General features: G+C 71.2%; 19 protein-coding genes. 10 read left to right on the top strand and 9 right to left on the bottom strand.

Features of this window, described 5'->3' with window-relative positions; translation table 11 throughout:
- Nucleotides 1–64 precede the first annotated feature (64 nt).
- A complete protein-coding gene (locus ACWGN5_RS10290; protein ID WP_453513211.1) occupies nt 65–1,447 on the bottom strand; it encodes a Tat pathway signal protein in 1,383 nt (460 codons plus the stop codon).
- Nucleotides 1,448–1,654: 207 nt separating this feature from the next.
- Here ACWGN5_RS10290 and ACWGN5_RS10295 point away from each other — a divergent pair, with 207 nt between their 5' ends.
- The 10 genes from ACWGN5_RS10295 (at nt 1,655) to ACWGN5_RS10340 (ending at nt 11,422) form a co-directional block, all read left to right on the top strand.
- A complete protein-coding gene (locus tag ACWGN5_RS10295; protein WP_453513212.1) occupies nt 1,655–2,341 on the top strand; it encodes an ATP-binding protein in 687 nt (228 codons plus the stop codon).
- A gap of 253 nt (nt 2,342–2,594) precedes the next feature.
- A complete protein-coding gene (locus ACWGN5_RS10300; protein WP_453513214.1) occupies nt 2,595–3,059 on the top strand; it encodes a hypothetical protein in 465 nt (154 codons plus the stop codon).
- A gap of 413 nt (nt 3,060–3,472) precedes the next feature.
- Nucleotides 3,473–4,207 carry a hypothetical protein gene (locus ACWGN5_RS10305; RefSeq protein WP_453513216.1) on the top strand — a complete coding sequence of 245 codons (735 nt, stop codon included), beginning with the start codon at nt 3,473–3,475 and terminating at the stop codon, nt 4,205–4,207.
- Between the two features lie 82 nt (nt 4,208–4,289).
- Nucleotides 4,290–5,183 (top strand): endonuclease/exonuclease/phosphatase family protein, encoded by an 894-nt coding sequence (locus ACWGN5_RS10310; RefSeq protein ID WP_453513218.1) that lies wholly within the window; start codon nt 4,290–4,292, stop codon nt 5,181–5,183.
- A gap of 168 nt (nt 5,184–5,351) precedes the next feature.
- Nucleotides 5,352–5,549 (top strand): DUF5999 family protein, encoded by a 198-nt coding sequence (locus ACWGN5_RS10315; protein WP_453513221.1) that lies wholly within the window; start codon nt 5,352–5,354, stop codon nt 5,547–5,549.
- The gene (locus ACWGN5_RS10320; protein ID WP_453513223.1) at nt 5,546–7,453 is read left to right on the top strand and encodes a glycoside hydrolase family 15 protein; all 1,908 of its coding nucleotides are present in this window, start codon (nt 5,546–5,548) and stop codon (nt 7,451–7,453) included. Before ACWGN5_RS10315 ends, ACWGN5_RS10320 begins: the two co-directional genes overlap by 4 nt.
- A complete protein-coding gene (locus ACWGN5_RS10325) occupies nt 7,450–8,394 on the top strand; it encodes a helix-turn-helix domain-containing protein (protein ID WP_453513224.1) in 945 nt (314 codons plus the stop codon). The genes ACWGN5_RS10320 and ACWGN5_RS10325 overlap by 4 nt, the downstream gene beginning before the upstream one ends.
- Nucleotides 8,391–8,972 carry a DNA-binding protein gene (locus ACWGN5_RS10330; RefSeq protein ID WP_453513225.1) on the top strand — a complete coding sequence of 194 codons (582 nt, stop codon included), beginning with the start codon at nt 8,391–8,393 and terminating at the stop codon, nt 8,970–8,972. The genes ACWGN5_RS10325 and ACWGN5_RS10330 overlap by 4 nt, the downstream gene beginning before the upstream one ends.
- Nucleotides 8,973–9,213: 241 nt before the next feature.
- Nucleotides 9,214–9,828, top strand: coding sequence for a DUF6624 domain-containing protein (locus ACWGN5_RS10335; RefSeq protein WP_453513226.1), 615 nt, complete (start codon nt 9,214–9,216; stop codon nt 9,826–9,828).
- Between the two features lie 274 nt (nt 9,829–10,102).
- The gene (locus ACWGN5_RS10340; RefSeq protein WP_453513227.1) at nt 10,103–11,422 is read left to right on the top strand and encodes a transcriptional regulator; all 1,320 of its coding nucleotides are present in this window, start codon (nt 10,103–10,105) and stop codon (nt 11,420–11,422) included.
- Nucleotides 11,423–11,477: 55 nt separating this feature from the next.
- Here the strand turns inward: ACWGN5_RS10340 and ACWGN5_RS10345 are convergent, their stop codons facing one another.
- The 8 genes from ACWGN5_RS10345 to ACWGN5_RS10380 all read right to left on the bottom strand — a co-directional run bounded on the left by ACWGN5_RS10345 (nt 11,478) and on the right by ACWGN5_RS10380 (nt 19,145).
- On the bottom strand, nt 11,478–12,068 hold the full coding sequence (locus ACWGN5_RS10345; protein WP_453513229.1) for a nitroreductase family protein: 591 nt from the start codon (nt 12,066–12,068) through the stop codon (nt 11,478–11,480).
- A complete protein-coding gene (locus ACWGN5_RS10350; RefSeq protein WP_453513232.1) occupies nt 12,065–13,345 on the bottom strand; it encodes a cation:proton antiporter in 1,281 nt (426 codons plus the stop codon). Before ACWGN5_RS10350 ends, ACWGN5_RS10345 begins: the two co-directional genes overlap by 4 nt.
- Before the next feature lie 111 nt (nt 13,346–13,456).
- Nucleotides 13,457–14,329, bottom strand: coding sequence for a dimethylarginine dimethylaminohydrolase family protein (locus ACWGN5_RS10355; RefSeq protein ID WP_453513234.1), 873 nt, complete (start codon nt 14,327–14,329; stop codon nt 13,457–13,459).
- A gap of 128 nt (nt 14,330–14,457) precedes the next feature.
- Nucleotides 14,458–14,892: a GFA family protein gene (locus ACWGN5_RS10360; protein WP_453513237.1), complete on the bottom strand. Its 435-nt coding sequence runs from the start codon at nt 14,890–14,892 to the stop codon at nt 14,458–14,460.
- A complete protein-coding gene (locus ACWGN5_RS10365) occupies nt 14,892–15,755 on the bottom strand; it encodes a DUF3865 domain-containing protein (RefSeq protein ID WP_453513239.1) in 864 nt (287 codons plus the stop codon). The genes ACWGN5_RS10360 and ACWGN5_RS10365 overlap by 1 nt, the downstream gene beginning before the upstream one ends.
- Complete coding sequence (locus ACWGN5_RS10370; protein ID WP_453513241.1) at nt 15,752–17,035, bottom strand: hypothetical protein; 1,284 nt, start codon at nt 17,033–17,035, stop codon at nt 15,752–15,754. Before ACWGN5_RS10370 ends, ACWGN5_RS10365 begins: the two co-directional genes overlap by 4 nt.
- A gap of 76 nt (nt 17,036–17,111) precedes the next feature.
- A complete protein-coding gene (locus ACWGN5_RS10375) occupies nt 17,112–18,245 on the bottom strand; it encodes an inosamine-phosphate amidinotransferase 1 (RefSeq protein WP_453513243.1) in 1,134 nt (377 codons plus the stop codon).
- Between the two features lie 108 nt (nt 18,246–18,353).
- Nucleotides 18,354–19,145 carry a fatty acid desaturase gene (locus ACWGN5_RS10380; protein WP_453513244.1) on the bottom strand — a complete coding sequence of 264 codons (792 nt, stop codon included), beginning with the start codon at nt 19,143–19,145 and terminating at the stop codon, nt 18,354–18,356.
- Between the last annotated feature and the right edge of the window lie 232 nt (nt 19,146–19,377).

Below are 19,377 nucleotides of genomic sequence, written 5' to 3' on the forward strand. Positions count from 1 at the left end.
TCTCCTGAGATGGCTGCAGTTCGGGGGCGGATGCCCCCTGAACCGGGCTTCCTTACCGTACGGGTCAGCCGACTTGGAGCACTGCTCGGGCCCTTGCGTCGAGTTCGGCCGCCGGGCTGCCGCCCCGGTTGCGGAACGGGCTCAGGGCACGGCGCATCTGCACGACGGTCTCCCGAGCGCGGCCGGACTGCACTCCGGTCATCGCATCGAGCGCCTGGGACCAAGTGGAGCAGGCCGCCTCGAGTTGTCCTTGCCGGACCTGGACATCGCCGAGGTACCCCAGTGTCACGGAGTGCGTCCGCTTGAACTGCTCCCGGCGGGTGCGGACGCTGCGCTTGAACTCGCGCTCGGCGCCCTTCATGTCGCCGAGGTCCCTCAGTGCGGCAGCCGTTTCGTGGGCGAGGCTTGCCTCGCCGAAGAACCAGACACGGGCCGGTTCACCCCCGTCGGTGGCCCGGCCGAGGTCGCTCTCGGCCTGAAGGAGCGCGGCTGCAGCCTCCTTCTTGTACCCCGCGGCCGCGAGGCCGCGGGCGTGAACAACGCCCAGAAGTGCCTTCTCCCGCCAGCACGCCTCCGCGTAGCGACGACCGGAGAGCGACCCCTCGGCCAGGCGTACGGCTTCCGCCGGCTGTTTCAGATCGACAGCCTGGTGGGCCATGGCCCGCAGCACGTGTCCGGCGAGCGGAGCGTCGCCGGCCTCCTCAGCGAGCTCGGTCGCCAGGGTCAGCCACCGCAGGGCGATGGGGTGCTCGCCCGCATCGAAGGATGTCCACCCCGCGAGGTAGGCGAGCTCGGCTGCGGCAGAGGTCATGGCCCGACGCACGTCGTCAGTCGGGAACCGGCCGGCGAGGAGTTCGGCGACGTCGGTGCGCAGGTATGCAACGAGGGCTGCCCGCCCTACGCCGCGGCCGCCGCGCTCCTGGTCCCGGCGCGAGAGGAACACCGTCATCTCGCGCACGCTGTCGACGTCGGCGACGGTGACGGTGTGCTGCGAGAGGGGCTTCCTCGCGCGGGCGCGCTCCGCAGCTTCCTGCCACCACGTCTCGGATGGGAGCGCCAGACCTGCGACCGAGTAGGCCGACTGCACCAGCACCCGGCGCCGTTCTATGTCCATGTCCGTGCTCCCGAGGGTCGCCAGCGTCGTGAGGGTGTCGACGCTCCACCCTGGAGCCTGCGGCGCAGCACCGTCTTCCGGTTCCAGCCCGATGTCGGCGAGCGTGATGACGCGGCCCAGGCCGCGCGAGAGCGTCTCGGCCAAAATAACGGGTGCCCGCCCGGTGGGACGCGTTCCTCCGATCCAGCGGGCGATGTGCGACTGCGTCACGTTCTGCAGTTCGCTGGCTCCGTTCTCGGCAGCTACGGCGCTCATACGCGCGGCCAGACGGCTCTGCGACAGGCCCAGCTCCCGTGCGACGGTCTCCAGCTTGAGGTTGCGCGTGCGCCCCATGGTGCGCCCCTGTCCCCGAAACGATCTTTCATCGCGTTCATTGGGTCCGTGACCCCTGCGGGATACCGACTGGTCCTCGAACGCGGTTGTCTCGTGAAGACGATATTCCTCCAACCCGCCCGCGATGCAACGGAATCGGCCACGTCACGCCTACGAGCTCGGACAGTGACCGGAATTGGCCCCCATGGGGTTCGAGAAGGGGAGCTGATGAACGTGAACTACCGCACGACCGGCCTCCATCAGCTGGGCACCGCCACGGTGGTGCACGACGGTCGCCCGCAGGTGCGCAACATCGTCGACATACATCTCGGCACCCCCGCCAGCACCGCTGAGCCGACGCCGTGTGACGGGGAGCTGACGAACGTGCAATCCTCCGACGCCGCTCTTCAGCGACTGGGCGGAGTCCTTGAGGTGGCAGTTCGCAAACTCAGTGGTCCCCATCCCATTGACCTCGTCGAAACCGTGCCGGTCTCGGGTCGGAGGCGTGCCTTCGAGGTTGTGGCGGTGTACCCAGCGGAGGCGGCAGCGGTCTCCCAGGCGCGGCATCAGCTTCACCGGTTGATGGCGCTTACGGGACTGGAGACAATCGCGGACGCTGTTGCCCTGGGAGCCCATGAACTGATGGCAAATGCCGTGACCCACGGTTGCCGTCACCAGGCGGTGAAGGCGTTCGCGGTGAAGGTCACCCACTCCGGCGGACGCCTCCGGGTCGAGGTGCAGGACCCTTCCAGCAAGCAGCCGTCCCAGCGCCCGCCGAGCGACGAGCGTGAGGGAGGCCGGGGCCTGTTTCTGGTCGACGCGTTGGCCACGGCCTGGGGAGTCCAGCTTGGCCCGGGCCGCGGAAAGACGGTCTGGATGGAAGTGGACGTCCCCGGTGAAGGGACAAGGTTGTGAACCTCCGCCGCCGTACTGCTGTCCACAGCAGTTGCGCCAGCCGCCTTGTGGGGTCCCGCTCCGTCGTCTCGTCGGCCCGAGAAACCGTCGCCCTTGTCCGTGACAACAGCCTCGTGCCCGCCCAGATATGGGTCTCGTCCGACCTCGGCGGGCGGGGGCTTCGCCGGGGAGCGGTCCTGACGCGGCATTGGGGTACGAGCGCGAACGACGGCGCGGCCCCGGCCGTCCTGCCGGTCCCGACGGAAGGCTTCTGATGCTGGTCGCCAGCCGTGACGTGAGCACGATGGCCAAGGTGGTGACGGCGCTCCGTCGGTCCGTGGCGGACGGCACGCCGGACGACGAGGAGGGCCTGCTCGCCGCCATCGACGCGGTCATGGACCCCTGTCGCGCGCCGGCGTCCCCTGCGGCACCGTCCACCGCCAGTGCTCTGCTGGACCGCCTTCCGTACCGGCCACGGCGCCGCCGGGACATCACGATGAAGGCCGCTGCGTTCTCCGAGGACGATGTGTCCTGGATCGTCTTCCAGTTCAGGCGCGCGACCGAGCCGACCATCAACCGAGTGATTGTCCAGGTCTGTCCGGTCCCGACCGGGCTGATCGAACAGGCGCGTGCGCTCCACGAGGAGATGCCCCGTGGGGACGACGTGGTCGGTTACCTGCGTCGCTACGCCCAGGCCCTTCTAGACCTGCTCGACCTGGCGGCAGGTGACGCCTTATGACGCGCCCTCCCTCCGTGATCGTCGAATCGCTCTGCCCGGCGGTCCGGCCGTCCGTCCGGCGCCAGGAGAGGCCGGCTCTTCCGTCGCTGCCGGGGAAACCGAGGCTCCTCGGCGGCGGACGCGCTCCTTCTCCCCCGGGCCCGGCACCGCGGCGTGGCGCTGCGTCGGCGCCAAGCTGCCGATCTGCCCCCACAGTCGGTCGGCTCTTGCGCCCCAAGCCCTCTCCGCCGGGCGCACCCGGAGAAGCGACCCCGTGCGAATCCGGCAGCGCCCGGCGGAGGGCCATCAACTGCGATGGAGGTACACGGGTGAACCCGATCTCACTGCTGATTCTGGCCGCCTTCGGCCTCGTCGCGGTGGCAGGGAATCACCTGTCCGCCCTGCGTGCAGCTTCGCAATCCACGGAGCCCATCATGCCCACAGGTCCCACCGCCCGTTCCCAGGGCTGGAGCGCCAGTCTGGGTGACGCCGTCAACGACCTTCGAGACGTCCTGCACGACGCCCCCGGTGCCCACACGCTCCTGTACAGCTCCGAACACCGCGTGCGGGTCCTGTCGTACGAGGGCGACGTGCTGGCGTGCCCCGGTCTCGACGCGACGGCGCCCGACGTCGTCGAGACCGTCCGCCACGTGCTCGACCGAGCCGGAGTCCACGCCGAGGTCGAGCAGCACTGCCACGACTTCAGCCGTGGTGTGGTCGTGACGCTGCGGACCGTCGATGACGTCAGGAAGCTCGTCCAAGTCGTGATCGCCGGGCTGTCGCCGCTGCGCGCTCTGGTCCGGGAGATGTCCAAGGTCCTGGAGGCGTGCGGCTTCGTACATGCAGGAGCTTTGCGGACGGTACACGACCGAGTCTGGGGACTGCGCCTCACCCTCGACGACGCAAGGCGGGTCCGCGTGGCGCTGGGCGAGCCCGACGTCGAGCTGATCGCCTTCGGCGGTCGGGAGCTGTACGTGATCGCGGACGCGCTCGCCGGCCTCCTGCACGATCGGCTCGGTGGCCAGCGGATCGACGTGACCGCGAGGCCCTCGCGCGGGGACCTGTGCAGCGCCTGCCTGGACGAACTGCTCGAAGTCGGCCCGCTGACGGCCGCGCAGGCGGAGGCCCTTACCGAGGCGCTGGCCCGGTTCTTGATGAGGGCCTCATGAACGCCGTTCTCCACGGCGCCGCGAGCATCACCGCTCAGCCGCTCGTGGTCTCCATGCCCCCGTTGCCGAAGGAGTCTTCCTCATGACTGCGTTACGCGTGCTCGTCTGGAACGTGATGAAGGGCGAGCACCTGGCGAAGGCCGGCGCGTACGTCGCCGACGTGCGTCCGGACGTGTGGCTTGCCCAGGAGATTCTCCCGCGTCACGTCGCCCCGTTCGAGCTGGCCACGGACATGCGCTGTTACCCGGCCGCAGCCGCCACGACGTCCCCGAACGACAATGCGGTCTTCATCCGGCCCGGGAGCCGGTTCGAGGTGGCCGAGGAGTACATGCACCCGGACGGCACGTGGCACCCGCCGGCGAACCTGGCGGTCCGGGATGCCACCTGCCACGACGAGTCGGGGGCCCGCCGGGTCTCCCTGGTGTCCCATCACCTGTGCTATTTCTCGGCCGACCGGCGCGCGGCGGAGGCCGAGTGGTGCACGACGCTCGCCAAGCCGGGGTGGCTCGCGATCATCGGCGGCGACTGGAACAGCTACCCGTCGGGTGCGGGCCCGGCTCCCTCGCTGTGGGCGAGCCTGCTCGAGGACGAGAATCCGTCCCGGGACCGGGCCCTGTACGTGAACCGTACGTACGAAGAGCGCGGCACCCGACACACCGACGACCGGCCCGACCGGCTCCTGCGGGCCGCCGGCTTCGTCGACGCCGCCCGCTACGCCCGCGACGAGCTGGGCCAGGACCTGGCCATGAACCCGACCACGGGACACGGCGACCTGGAACGCCAGGGCGGCCAGTGGCGAATCGACCGCGTCTACGTGAGCCATGAGCTCGCCTCCGCGATCACGGACGTCCAAGTAGGCGACGCCTCCACCGTCGGAGCGCTCTCCGACCACCTTCCGGTTCTGCTCACCCTGGACTCGGACAAGGTACGGGCGCTGGTCCGGCCGCACGGCTCGGTCACGGCCGGGGCGAGCTGACCATGCCCACACCCCGGACCGCCGAAGAGGCGGTGAAGTGCGACCGACGCGCGGGTCCTGTTCCTGCCGCGCGGGCGGCTTCCTGACCGTCGCCTGGCTCTTGCCTGCTCCGCGTCCCCATCACCGCGAGTCATTTCCGCTTGCCCCGCCTTCTCCAAGGACCTCTCCATGTGTAAACACCGGCCGACGTGCCCGAGCGCTGTGTCCCCTGACCGTGAGGCCGCTCGCCTCACCGTCCACCACCCCGAACAGGGGTGGAGCCTGCTGTGCAACGGGGTGCTGCTCTTCGAGGACACCGGTGAGCTGCTCCCCAACGGCGAGATCGTCGCCCCGCACCGCGTCCTGCCGCCGGCGGTGGCGGCGTGATCGGCATCCCTTCCCCCCGTACCTCCGCGGAAGGCATCCGCCCCGTACCGCGTGTCGGCCGCATCGAAGACCTGGCCTACCTCTCCGACCTGCGCTCGGGCGCGCTGGTCGACCGCGACGGCAGCATCAGCTGGATGTGCTGGCCGCGTTTCGACTCGCCTACGCACTTCGCCGCGCTGCTGGGCACAGAGAAGCACGGCGTCTGGCGTGTCGGCCCCGCCGGGCCCAGCGGGCAGTCGCCCGCACCGGCGGACCGGCGGCGTTACGCCGACGGCACCCTCATCCTGGAGACCTCCTGGATCACCACCGACGGCACTGCTCAGGTCGTGGATTTCATGCCGGTGACGGGCGATGACGGCGTCCTCCGTCTGGTCCGGATCGTCCGGGGTGTCAGCGGCCGGGTGCCGATGCGGTCCACACTGCGGGCACGCCCCGGCTACGGCCGCCCCAACCAGAAACCCGGCAGGCCGCAGGTCCACGCGTCCGGCCGGCTCTCCGTCACCGACCAGGGCGACGGGCGCCTGTGGCTCGACACGCAGGCCCCTTGCCGTGCGGACGGTCCCGACATCGTGTCCGAGTTCACCGTGTCGGAAGGCGAGGAAGTCGCCTTCGTCCTGTCGTGGCGGAGCGGGCGCGACGAACCGCCGCCGACCCCGACCCCGGCCGGCCTGCTGAAGGGCACCCGGGACTTCTGGATGGCCTGGGCAGGCCAGTCCACCTACTCGGGTCCACACTGGGACGCGGTCGAGCAGTCACTGATCACGCTGAAGGCCCTCCAGTACCAGCCGACCGGCGCCTTCGTGGCCGCCGCGACGACCTCGCTGCCCGAGGAGATCGGCGGCACCCGGCAGTGGGACTACCGGTTCTGCTGGCCTCGGGACTCCGCCCTTACCGTCGAGGCCCTCCTCTCCTGCGGATACAAGGAAGAGGCGAGGGCCTGGGTCGGCTGGCTGAAGTCGGCCATCGGCGGCCAGCCGGAACCCATGCAGGCGATCTACCGGATCGACGGCGGCAGGGAGATGACCGAGACCGAACTCGGCTGGCTGCCGGGCTTCGAGGGCTCCGCTCCCGTGCGTACGGGGAACGGCGCGGCCGGACAGCTCCAGCTGGACGTGTACGGCGAGATCGTCGGCGCCCTGTACGCGGCGCAGGAGCACGATCCGGAGCTCACGCCGATCGTGGCCCCTCTCGTCATCGACCTCGTGGTGTGCCTGGAGCAGCGCTGGGAGCGGCCGGACGAGGGGATCTGGGAGGTCCGCGGGCCGCGCCGGCACTTCACGCACTCCAAGGTGATGGCCTGGGTCGCGGTCGACCGGGCCGTCCGACTCATCGAGATGGGCCGTGCCGAGGGGCCTCTGGAGCGTTGGCGAGTGCTGCGCAACGAGATCCACCTGCAGGTCTGTGAGCGCGGGTACGACGAGCAGCGCAACACCTTCACCCAGTCCTACGGCTCGACGGAGCTGGACGCCTCCCTGCTCCAGATCGTGACCTCCGGCTTCCTACCTCCGGAGGACAAGCGGATCATCGGCACGGTGGAGGCGGTCCAGCGCGAGCTGTCCGCGCAGGGTGGCTTCCTGATGCGCTACCGCACCGACGGCCAGACGCCGGGCGTCGACGGATTGACGGGCGACGAGGGCACCTTCGTCATCTGCCTGGCCTGGCTGATCGCCGCGCTCGCCACGATCGGCCGCGTGGACGAGGCCGAGATCCACCTGGGCGTCCTGCTGGGCATCCGCAGCGACCTCGGCCTCCTCGCCGAGGAGTGGGACCCCTACGCCGGTCGCCAGCTCGGCAACACTCCCCAGGCGTTCTCCCACGTCGGAATCGTCCAGGCCGTCCTGGCCGTCACTGCGGCCCGCACCGCGAGCACCGGCCGGCTCACCGCCAAGGCGGCCCGGGTATGACGCGCTCCAGCCAGAGCCACCGGCCGGGCCTCGCCCCCGTACGCCGGCACACGACCCGACCGCCCGTCCCGCGGGCCCGGCGCCGCGATCCGCTCGTCCCGGCTGAATGGCAGGTCGAGGTGCTCGTCCGCTGGCTCGCCGACGAAGTACGCGCCGGGGTCTACGCCTTGGAGGGTGGCATGCCCGAGAGCGGCATGGTGGCACGCTTCTTCGAGATCGACTACTCGCAGGCCGACGAGGCCGTTCGTCAGCTCGCTGAGCAGGGCCACATCTCCGCCGACCGTCGGGGCGCCCCGACGGCCTCCGTGTCCCCTTGGTGCAGTGACGCCTCCATGGCCGTCAAGCACGAGGAAGTCCTCGACCTCGCACAGGTCGTGGCCGCTGCGGGCGACGCACTGCTGGGCTGGCGCCGACACGAGGCCCGCAAGCCCCACGCGCTCGACGCTCAGCAGGCCCGGCTGCGCTCGGTCCTGGGGACGTTGGCCGAAACGCTCTCGGGCGAGACGTCACAGCACCCGAGCCTGGCTCTGGCCCGGGCCCGATTCCTTGCCGTGGTTCCTGGTCCGTTTCCCGCGTGGGCCCGGCCCTGGCACATCGCCTGGCTCGGCTTGGCGACCCTGGCCCTGCTGGAAGCCCATTTTGAGCTTCTCGCCCACTTGGAGCCCGAGAAGGGATTCGCCTTCGCAAGTCCGCCGCCCGAGTGCCTGACCTCCGGACGGCGCCTTACCGACCCCGCCGAGCGCGAGGCCGCCGGCACGTGGCTGGCCGAGCACTACCAGGCCGGCGCCTCCATCCCCGCCCTCGTGGCAACCGTGCGCCGCTCCTACGGCCTCGTCCATGCCCTCCTGGCCGAAGCCGGGACCGACTTCCGCCCCCGCGGTGGCCCGAACCGCCGCCGCCAGAGCGCCGAACCCACCGACAAGCACCTGGAATCCCTATGACCGAGACATCCAAGGTATCCCCCCTGATCCCCTCGCTCCGCCGCGTCGCCGAACACCTCATGCACAACGCCACCAACGCCGACATCGCGGCCGTCGAGAGGCTGTCGGCCTCGACGGTCCACGCGTACTTGAAGGACATCCGCCAGCACCTCGGCCTGCCTCCCAGAGCGAGCCGGGCCGCCATCGCGCACGCCTTGCTGAGGCGCGGCGAGGCGACGGCGCCCGAACAGGGAAGGCCGGCACCGGCGCTCACTGCGGACGACAAGCTGCTCCTTCGGGCCATCGCCACGCAGTCCCGCCAGGCCGACATAGCGCTCGCTGCAAGGATCGCCCCCGCCGATCTGCGCACGAAGACGCAGGCTCTCCTGTCCACGGCCGGTGCAGCCGATCCGGTGCACCTGATCGGTCTCGCCCACGCCTGGGGGCTCCTGGAGCCGCTGGGCGAGAACGGACCCACGCCGACCTCGGCCGACTCGCCCCGTCCGGCGAGGCAGACCAGTCCGCTCACCCAGCCCGATAGCCACACCCTCACCGCCCGTACACCTCAGACGCGCCGGCACCGCGGTTTCGGGCGGTGAGCCGCAGCCAGCCAAGGACCTCCAGTTGGGAAGGCCGCCCCCTCCGGCCCCCGGCTTCGCGTTGGACCGTCTGGATCATCTGCCCGCCGAAGAGCAGCCGTCGATCGCGTCGAGCAACGCCACGGCCGCAGCTGATCCCGCTGTCCGCGCTCGAACACCCTCGCCAGCAGTACCGGCAAGGCCGGGTTGCGTACGGCACCGCCCCATCACCCACGTGTCACATCGCCCCGAAGGATGCCCCGTGAAACCCCTGTTCGCGCCTCCCGCAGCGCCTCCCGGTGCCATCGGCAGGTCGGGCGAGGCCCAGTCGTCGGCCCACCTCGACATCGCCCAGGACCTTGTCGGCCGCTTGACCGACGCGGGAAAGACCTGGAGAGCCCCCGCACATCAGCGTGGCGCCATGGACGTCGCCAAGCACGCTGCCCAGGACGCGCAGGCCCTGTGCCGGATCATCGAACGGCTGGGCGGATGGCCCGGACGGTCCCTGGTCGGCGACGCCGCGTGCGAGGCCGCACTGGTGATCGCCCTGAACAGCGACCACGACCTGAACTTCCAGATCACCCTGCTCCGTTCGCTCCATGCCGCCAGCCGTATGGGCGATGCCACCACCGCACAATGGGCCCACCTCTACGACCGGTGCCTGGTGAGAAGCGGTCAGCCGCAGCAGTACGGCACGCAGTACCGGCTGCACGACGGACAGATCGAGATGTGCCCGGTCGCCGAACCCGAGGCGCTCGACACGCGCCGGGCTCGTGTCGGACTGCCTCCCCACCATGACCGGCGCGCCGCCCTGGAGCGCCGCCACCTCCTGCCCGACGCACCGACCGTGGTCCTGAGCAGCAGTCGCGCAGCTTGACGGACGGGCCTGATGCGGCGCCCCGGCGATGGCATGCGGCCGGGGGCGTCACCCAACCCGCGGCCGTACGCGCCGAGCTCGTCCCCCGGAGGCCGCCAGCCTTTCTCCCATCCCACCCACTGTCTCCCGGAGCACCTTCTATGACAGCGGCACCCGAGATCCACACCTGTCCGCCCGGTTTCTTAGGCGGCCGGGTAGTGAGGTGCTCCCCCGTTCACCGCCTGACCGCCATGGACGCAGGCGTGACGGTCACCCAGATCCCGGGGGCAGCCGCATGAACGGGTCGACGTCAGTGCGCGGCGCCTCACAGCGGAACGGGGACCTCGAGCAGATCGTGCTGGATGAGCTCAAGTGGTCGATGTCGGGGTTCGCCAAGAGGATCCGCGAGCACTGCGCGGCCACCGGTCATCCCCGGTCGGTGAGCACGAGCACGGTGTCGCGGTGGTGCGCAGGGGCGCAGCCGGGTCCGGAACTGGCGGCTGCGGCGTGCAACGTACTGACCCGGGCGTGCAAGCGCCAGGTGACCCCAGAGAGCCTGGGATGGTCGTCCGAGGACACGGATGTCGCCGAGCAAGCGCTCCAGTACGGCGACCTGAGACACGCGGTGCGGATGCTGCGGCGGCTGTGGCAGATGGACGCCGTGCCCAGGAGCGCGGCTGTGCGGAGGTTGCCGTTTGCCTCGACGCCCTCTGCGGTCGAGGCCCTGGTCATGCTGCCCGACACGGAGATCGCCGGGTGCGGACAGCGGCGGGTGACCGTCGCGGACATCGAGCTGCTGGACGCGCACACCGACTTGTACGGCAGGACGGACGCCCGGCACGGAGGCGGGCAGTTCCGCTCCGTGTTCGCCGCCTTCCTCGCCGCGCACGCCGTTCCGCTCCTCGAAGGGGGTTTCAACGCCGGGCGTGGCCGGCTGCTGTATGGCGGCGTCGCCGACGCGGTGCTCGCGCTGGCGAGCATGGCCTACGACGACCAGCTGCCGGGCCTGGCTCAGCGCTACGACCTGCAGGCGATGCGGCTGGCGCAGGCGATCGGGGATCGCGGCCGGCTGGCGCGCGGCTGCATTCATCAGGCCCGGCTGGCAGCGGTACGGGGCGACGGCCGGGAGGTGCTGACCCACGCCCGCAGCGCGGTGGTCGCGGCGACTGGCGCGCCGGCGCTGGTGCGGGCCTACGTAGCGGTGACGGAGGCGAGGGCGTGGGCCTACAACGGTGACGGCGCGCAGTGCCAGGCGGCGGTGGAGCGGGCGCGTGCCGCGTTCGACCGGGCAGGGAGCGGGTCGGAGCCGAGGTGGCTGGCGTGGCTGGACCGCCCGGAGTTGGAGGGGCAGGCCGCGTGGGCGCTGGCGATGGCCGGGCTGGCCGAGGAGGGCGAGCAGGCTCTGAAGGTGGCGTTGGGCCTGTCGCCGGAGCGTACGCGCGACAGTGTGGAGCTGTTGATCACCGGTGCGGAGCTGGCGCGGCTGCGTGGTGACCGGGCGGAGTGGGAGGAGTCGCTGGCGAAGGCGAAGACGGCTGCTCAGCACCTCAAGAGTCGGCGCTTGGCGCGGCGCCTGGCCGACGCCGCCGAGGGGGGACCGCTCCGCGCCTTCTGACCCCGGGCCGGCCAGACCCGGGAGTGAACCGGTCGGGTCGATCACGGGGCGGGGTTCAGGGGGCGGTGCCGCCGAGCCAGCTGAGCTTGGAGCGGACGTCGGCAGCGGCACGGAGTTGGGGCGCCTCGCCGGGGATGGGGGTGCCGACGTACAGGTAACCGAGCAGTTGTTCGCCGTCGCCAATGCCGAGCTGCTTGCGAACCTGTGGCGCGTCCGGGCAGGGCCCGCCGAACCAGACACCGCCCCAGCCGCGGGCGTCGAGGAGCAGCAGCAGGGTGGTGGCCATCGCGGACGTCGCAGCCAACTGCTCCCAGCGTGGGATGGTCGGATGGTCGCGGGGCTGGAAGACGACGGCGAGCATCAGCGGCGCGCGCAGGTGCTTGGCGGCGATCCTCTCGGCAAGGCCCGCGGTGGGCGCGGCCTCGGCGGCGGCTTCACCGAGCCGGGCGCGGGCGTCGCCGCAGATCGCGATCAGACGCCAGGGGCGCAGCTGCCCGTGGTCGGGCGCGGTGGCCGCGGCCGCCAGCAGGTCGAGGAGTTCGTCCGGGCCCGGGGCGGGCTCGGTGAGGCGGATGGTGCTGCGCCGGGCGCGGATCGCCGTCTCGACGATGCCCGTGGCGGCCCGTGCGGCGGGGACGGTGGTCATCGGGCCGCTCCCGGGCTGCCGGGCAGCACGGCGACCGGCTTGCCGGCATGGGCCGTGGCGGTGAGGTCGGGGGCGTTGCGGGTGAGACGGTCGAGCAGCGGCGCGGTGGCGGCGGTAGTCACGACGGCCATGACGACCATCATCGTGAACAGGTTCGTGGAGATGACGCCGAGTTGGAGGCCGATGCCGAGGACGACGATCTCGGTGATCCCGCGGCAGTTCATCAAGGTGCCCATCATTGCCGACCACCGCCAGTCACAGCCGGCGAGCCGGGCTGCCCCGGTGGCGCCGACCCACTTACCCGTCACGGCGACGGCCAGAACAAGCGCGGCCCACCCCCACTGGCCGGCCGGGAGTGCGGCGAGGTCCGTGTGCAGACCGATGTCGACGAAGAACAGCGGCAGCAGCACCGGGACGACCACCGCCTGGAGGCGAGCAGCGCTGCGTTCGACGGCCGGCACCCCGCGCGGCACGGTCGCGCCGACCAGCAACGCGCCGATCGCGGGGTGAACGCCGATCCGGTCGGTGGCGCACGCGGCCAGGAGCAGCCCGGTGACCAGCAGCACCGTCACCAGGTCGTCGGAGGTGCGGGCGGCGCGCTCCAGCGTCCGCTTCACAACGGGGCGCGCCGCCGCCAGCACGGCGGTGAGGGCGGCGGCCAGGGCGAGCGCGGTGAGCGCGTCCACCGGGGAGCCGGCGGTGGCCAGGGAGGTGACGGCGATGAGCAGGCACCAGGCGAGTGCATCGTCTGCGGCCGCGCACGCGAGGACGAAGGTGCCCAGGCGGGTGGTGGCGAGGCCCCGGTCAGTGAGGATCCGCGCGAGGACGGGGAAGGCGGTGATGGACAGCGCGGTGCCGACGAACAGGACGAACGGCAGTCGCTGCACGCCGGGGGGCGCGAGGGCCGGGTACATGGCGAGCGCGAGGGCGGCCCCGAGCACGAGGGGCAGCAGGATGCTGCCCGCAGCGACGGAGGCGACGGCGCGGCGGGCGGCGCGCAAGGAGCCCAGGTCGAGTTCGAGGCCGATGAGGAAGAGGAAGACGAGCAGGGCGAGGTTGCCGAGCACGGAGGTGTAGGGCAGGACGGCGGGCGGCAGCAGGAAGTGCTGGAGGCCGGGGGCGAGCCAGCCGAGAAAGGAGGGGCCGAGGAGGATGCCGACGGCCATCTCACCGATGACGGGCGGCTGACCGAGGCGGCGGGCGGCCCAGCCGCCGGCCTGGCAGGCCAGCACCACGGCGGGGACGGCGACGAGGACGAGAGAGAGGGGACTGGACAACACAGGGATCCTCCGGGGACGGCGGCGAGGGGCCGACGGGCGTGCGCGAGCGGCCTGGCAGTTCGGAGTGGCCGAGTCGGGCGCGGGCAGTCTCGAGAAGGCGAGCTGGGTTCAGGTGCGCAGTAGGGGCAGGGTGGTGCAGCGCAGGGAGCCGGGGATGCGGGTGACCTCGCGGTAGTCGACGGTCAGGACCTCGAGTCCGCGGGCGGCCAGGGCGGCGGCGATCCGGTCGCTTCCGGCGGCGACCACGATCGTGGTGGGGGCGATAGCCAGGACGTTGACCTGGACTGCGCGGGCCTCGGCGTCGGTGACCGCGAGGAGGTCGTCGAAGTGGGCGTCGAACCAGCGGTTCTGGTCGGCGGTGAACGCCTCGCGGTGGATGAGGGCGGTGCCGGGCGCGACCACGGCGAGGTGGTCGTCGAGGTGGACGATCCCCTTGACCGCGAAGTACACGGGGACGACCTCGCGGTCGACGCTGTGCTGGGAGAGGGCCTCCTGAAGGGCTGCCGCACCGTCGGGGCTGGTCTCCTCGCTCAGGCCGACGAGGACGTGGCCTGTGTCGGGGAGCAGGACGTCACCGCCCTCGATCGTGCCGCGCTTGAGGTCGACGGGTTGCACGTCGAGAGCGGGGTCGGTGAGGGCGTCGGTCTCGGGAAGGCGGTGCGGGGAGTTCAGGCGGGCCCGGACCAGGACGTGGTCGACGGCGAAGGCGATGTCGCGGGGGTAGTGCTGAGCGGAGCAGCCCGGCGCCGCGGCGAGCAGGACCACGTCGGCGCCGCGGTCGCGCAGCAGGCCGATCAGCTCGTCCTGCTGGGCGCGAACAGTGGCGGGATCGTAGGAGGTCCAGGAGCTGGTGACTTGCTGGCGGGCGAGAACGGGGTGAACGCCGGGGCCGGTCAAGGAGCGGGTGAAGTCGCCGGCATGTCGCATGGCGACACGGCGCAGGATCCCGTACTCGGTGGCGACATGGGTGGCGGTGGGCACGGGTCCTCCGGGGGCGGTCGGTGCGGGCGCTGGTGGTGCGAGGTGGAGGCGGCCCCCGCACGGCCCGGTGGCAGAGTCCTGCGGGGGCAGGCGCCGTCAGGTGCGCCTGCCCCCGCAGGGGGCGGGGGTCAGCCGGTCGCCGCGTGCCGGTTGTCGTACTGGGCGAGCCAGGGGGCGGCCTCGGCGAGCCGGTTCAGGTTGGTGGGCACCAGGGCCAGGGCGGTGGCGTGGTCGTCGAGGGCGGTGGCGAGGATGCCGATGATCGTGTCGTCGCCGTAGTCGCGGGCGGCGATGTGGCTGCCGCACGCGCCGCAGAAGCCTCGAGCGGTCTTGCCGGGGTAGGTGTCGAACCAGGTCGGCTCGGCACCGGTCCACTCCAGCCCGGCCATCGGGAAGCCGACCCACCACTGGAACGGCGCGCCGGAGCGCTTGGCGCAATGCTCACAGGCGCAGATGTGCGGGTCATCCACCGGGCCGGTGACGGTGAATCGGACCTTCCCGCACAGGCAGCCGCCGGAGCGGACCTCGGGGCCGGAGCCGTTGGCGGCGACAATCTCGGACACTAGTTCAATTCCCTTGAGCGGTAGGCCAGTTGGGTCCACCAGTGTGCCATCGCGTTGAAGATCTGCAGGAAGCCCTCAACGGCCTGCGGCAGGTCGAGGTGGAAGAGCTCACTCTGACGAACGAAGCGGGCCAGGCCCTCGATGTGCGCCTCTTCCACGCTCATGCCACCGACCTGCGCGGCCTCGTGACCCTCGTCGAGGTGGAGCCGGTAGTAGTAGTCCAGGTTCGCCAACTCCGCGCCACTGGCCTGGATGGTCAGCTCGCCGTACCGGTCGGTGATCTCCCTGAGGATCTCCGTCTCGGCGACGGCGACACCCTCGGTGGCGTAGTAGCCGCCGGCGATGAGGGAGGTCATGTGGGAGTTCACGAGGACCTGGTGCTGGAGGACCAGCTTGGCGGTCTCGTCGGCGGGAACGTGGCCGTTGACGAGCAGGCCGAGGTCGGCGAGGAGCGCGCGGGTGTAGAGGATGTAATGCGCGGGGACCTTGCCGGGCTCGCCTCCCTCCTCCAGGAAGTTCCGGTCGAACTCGTGACCGAGGGCCGGGCAGGATCCGTAGACTTGCGCGGCGGCCAGACGCAGGAACTGCGCGTTGTGCCGGGCGAAAACGGCGAGCTCGGCGATGTACATGCGGGCCTGGGCGGCGGTGAGGGTGCCGGGGTCGACCAGGGTGCGGATCTGCCGGTAGACCGTGTCGATCATGGGCTTGAGGTGCTTGTCGACGAGGTCGTCACCGCTGTCGCGGGTGCCCTGGAGGGTGGCGTGGATGTAGCCGCGTGTCTCCGGGTTCGCCTTCAGGTACGCCTCGACGAGGCTGGTGCCGCACAGGGTGTCGAGCGTGGGAATGGGTGCGGTGGTGGTCACTCGGTCTCCTCGTTCGTGGTGGTGACGGTCAGGCCGCCGGTGGCGCCGAGCGTGCGGATCACGGCGATCACCTTCGGGTCGTCGGGAAGGGTGGTCGGGCCGTTGTTGAGGCGCTCGACCAGATCGGGGGTGAGGACGGCGGGGTCGGTCGCCGTCTCGCAGCCGCGAAGGAACGCCTGCTCGCCGGTGACCATCAGCCGGTAGGGGGCGCGGACCGCGACGCTCGTGCCGGACGTGAGGCTGGCGGCGGCGAACGCGGCAGCGGCCTCGTCGCGGGCGAGGTCGTTCTCACTCTGCTGCCAGCCGCCGTTGCTGAGCACGGTGTACCAGCGCTGGTGGGCGTGCGCCTCGGCGGCGGACGGCGCCTGCTCGGCGGCGGCGGCAAACGCAGCGGCGGTCACTGTGCTCAGGCGGCGGGCGAGCTCATCGGGGCCGGCTGTCAGCGGCTGCATCGGGGACGGCCTGCCCGCGTCGGTGTCCGGCTCACTGACCAGCAGGGCGCCGAGCAGGTCCGGCGCGATCCAGGCCCGGGCGATCGCGGCATCGGGGAAGGTGTAGAGGGGGATGGCGACGGAGACGGAGAACTCGCTCTGCCGCCCTACGTGGAAGACCCGCTCGGGCAGGAACAGCGCGTCGCCGGGCTCCAGGGCGAAGTGCTCGCCGCGCTCCAGCAGCCACGTGTAGTCGCCGTAAAGCGGGTCGCTGCCGCCGGTGAGCTTGCGGTACTCCTCGGCCGGCCAGCAGTAGAAGTCCTTGGTGGCGGGCCCGTAATGGGTGAGGAACGCGTTCTCGTAGCCCTCGTGGACGCCGAACGCGGTCCCGCTGTAGTTGCCGACAAAGGCGACCAGCTCGGCACCGCCGGCCGGGACACCCCAGCCGTCGATCAGCGCGCCGACGAACTCGCCCAGGCCCGCGGCCAACGGGTCGCTGACGCTCTCCAGGGTGTTGAGGACCAGACTGAACCGCTCGGCGCCGACCTGCTCCTGCATCCAGGCAGTAAAGCCGCCCTCCGGCCAGCCGTCGGTGGCCAGCACCTTGACCACCAGGTCGGGGCGGTGCTCCTCGCCCACGTACACCCGGGCGTTCGAGGTGATCTCCACCCCGGCGGCGTGGGCACGGCGGATGGCGGCGAAGCCGTCCAGGACGGTGTCCGCGTTCGCCGCCGAGGCGGGGATGACGCCCTTGAACAGGTACGGGCGCCTCATGCCGTCGGTCTTCTCGGGCAGGGTGTCGGTCCAGAAGGCGCGGGGCGGAGGCCACGCTCCGGTGCTGCTGCTCATGGCCGGGTACTCCTTGAGGTTCGGGCCGCGCGGGTGCGGCCGGACGGGCGTGCGCGGGGTGCAGGGCGAGCGCGGCCTACGCCGCGAGGTAGTCCTCGAGGCCGCCGTCGCGGACGGTGTCGAGGGTGAAGCAGTGGTGCCCGCCGCCGAACAAACGCCGGTGGCGGTGGCGAACCGGGACGACGGTGAAGCCGCGCTGCTCCAGCACCTCGACCAACTCCGGGTAGAGGGAGTTGACGACCACCGTGTTTTCGTCGATCGACAGGACGTTGATGTCGATGTACCGGGACGCGGTGGGGATCACGAACCCGAACTCGTCATAGTCCTGCTCGGGCACGGAGCTCGGCGGCGGGTAGATCGCCTCCCAGCCACGCATCGCCTCCGGCAGGAACTGCAGGTAGTGCGGGGAGCGCAGCAGCATCAGGCCCGGGCGCAGCGGGACCACAATGGAATCGACGTGGTTGTCGGCGATACCCGGCAGCCGGTGCAGGCGCAGGCCGGGGAAGTTGCGGGCCAGCCATCGGTAGGCGAGCTCGTGGTTGTGGTTGGCGACGTTGACCAGCACGTCGCGGCCCAGGCGGATGCACTGCGCGCCGTCGAAGACCATCTCCAGGCCCAGGCCGTCGATCGGCAGGCCGGCCTCGTCAGCGGTCGCCGCGGTGACGTCGACGCCCTGCTGGTCGAAGTAGGTGGTGTCGAGGGAGCCGGCGGCGAGCGCGGGGCGCGGCATGGACAGCCAGTTCGCTCCCTGCTCGAAGTAGCGGGTGAAGTGGGGCTTGAGGTGGTCGTTCTCGAAGATCCGGCCGCGGATGTGCGGGGCGGTCTCCACGATCGTTTCCCCGAGGATGATCGCGTTGTCTCGGACGTTCAGCGGCGGTGTCGCTCCGCTGCTCCACCATGGGGAGGACACCTCAACGTCCTTGCCCGGGGCGGAGGGGCGCAGCACGCTCACCCCGCAGCCGGCCAAGGCGTCGGCGAACCCGGCGACGTCCTCGTTCAGCTCGTCGACGATCTGCTGCGGGATCGACAGCTGCCGCTGTCCGTCGGCCAGATGCGGGGCGACGTTCTCGTAGTAGAACAGCCGCCAGGTCGGGTCGGCATCGTGCGTGGTGTAGTGGTCGGCGCGGCCGACCACTACCTCGCGCAGCCGGGTGAAGTCGTCGAAGCTGTGCACGCCCGCAGCGGGCGGGGCGAGCTGAGGCTGGGTCATGGGTAGCCGCCTCCTCGGCGGCGAGTGCCGGCACGGCCCGGGCGGACAGGGGGTGCCGCCCGGACGGCACTGCGGCGGGCCGGTCGTGGACAGGACGAAGGGGATCGGTCAGGCGGCCGTGCGCTCGGCGGCCACGGCCTGCTGGGGCGCGGGCTTGGAGGTGAGGTGGGCGAGGATGTCCTCGATCACGCACGGCACGTCGGGGGTGGAGCGGCGGCGGAAGAAGTAGCCGGAGCACCACGGCACCTCGTCCCAGCGCTCCAGGCGCTCGGAGAGGAGGGCGGTGGCTTCGGGTAGGCGCCGCCAGGGGATCTTGGGGCACCAGTGGTGCACCGGGTGGTACATGTCGTCGAGGTGGCCGCCGAGCAGGTGCCGGGTGAGCCAGTGCGAGGACCAGCCGCGGGTCTGCAGCAGCACGTCATCGTCCTCGATCAGGCCGGCGTGGTTGCCGAGGTCGGTGATCCAGGTGACCACCGGCCGCACGAGCACTAGCGGGACCAGCCAGTACAGCAGCAGGTCGCCGAGGACGCCGAAGGACCAGAACACGGCGGCGACGCCCGCCCACAGCACCGCGCGGGCGACCGGTGCCCACCGGCTCTCCCGCGGACCGCGGGTAACCAGCACCCGCAGCGCCGACGTCGGCAGCCGCCACAGCGCGGCCTTGACGATCACCCGGAGCACGAAGGCGGTCCGACTCATCGACGCCCGGACCGTGTGCAGGCGACCGGCCTGGTACGACTGGAACATCGGGTCGGATCCGGTGCCCAACTGCGCGTGGTGCACCCCATGGGTGGCCCTATAGGGCCGCATCCCTTCGCCGAGCATCCCGGTCAGCATGTACCCCACCAGGCGGTTGCCGCGCTTGGTGGCCATCAGTTTCGCATGGAAGAACTTGCTCATATCTTATTCAGCGAAGAGTCTCGGCCTCTTCTAGAGAGCGCTGCCTCGCACCGCGCCCTATTATCAAGATCCGGGCCATACACGGGCCAGTCAGTCGCCACGAACCACAGCTTCCCCGCAGCAGTATTGCCGAGCCGCGCAGCTCGGCAGCTGTCACATGGGCGCATCGAGCGCCAGCCCGGCCTGGAGATACCGCACCATGCAGGCCGGCGAGGCGCGCAGGACCCGAGCG

The sequence above is a fragment of the Streptomyces sp. NPDC055815 genome, from assembly GCF_053616475.1.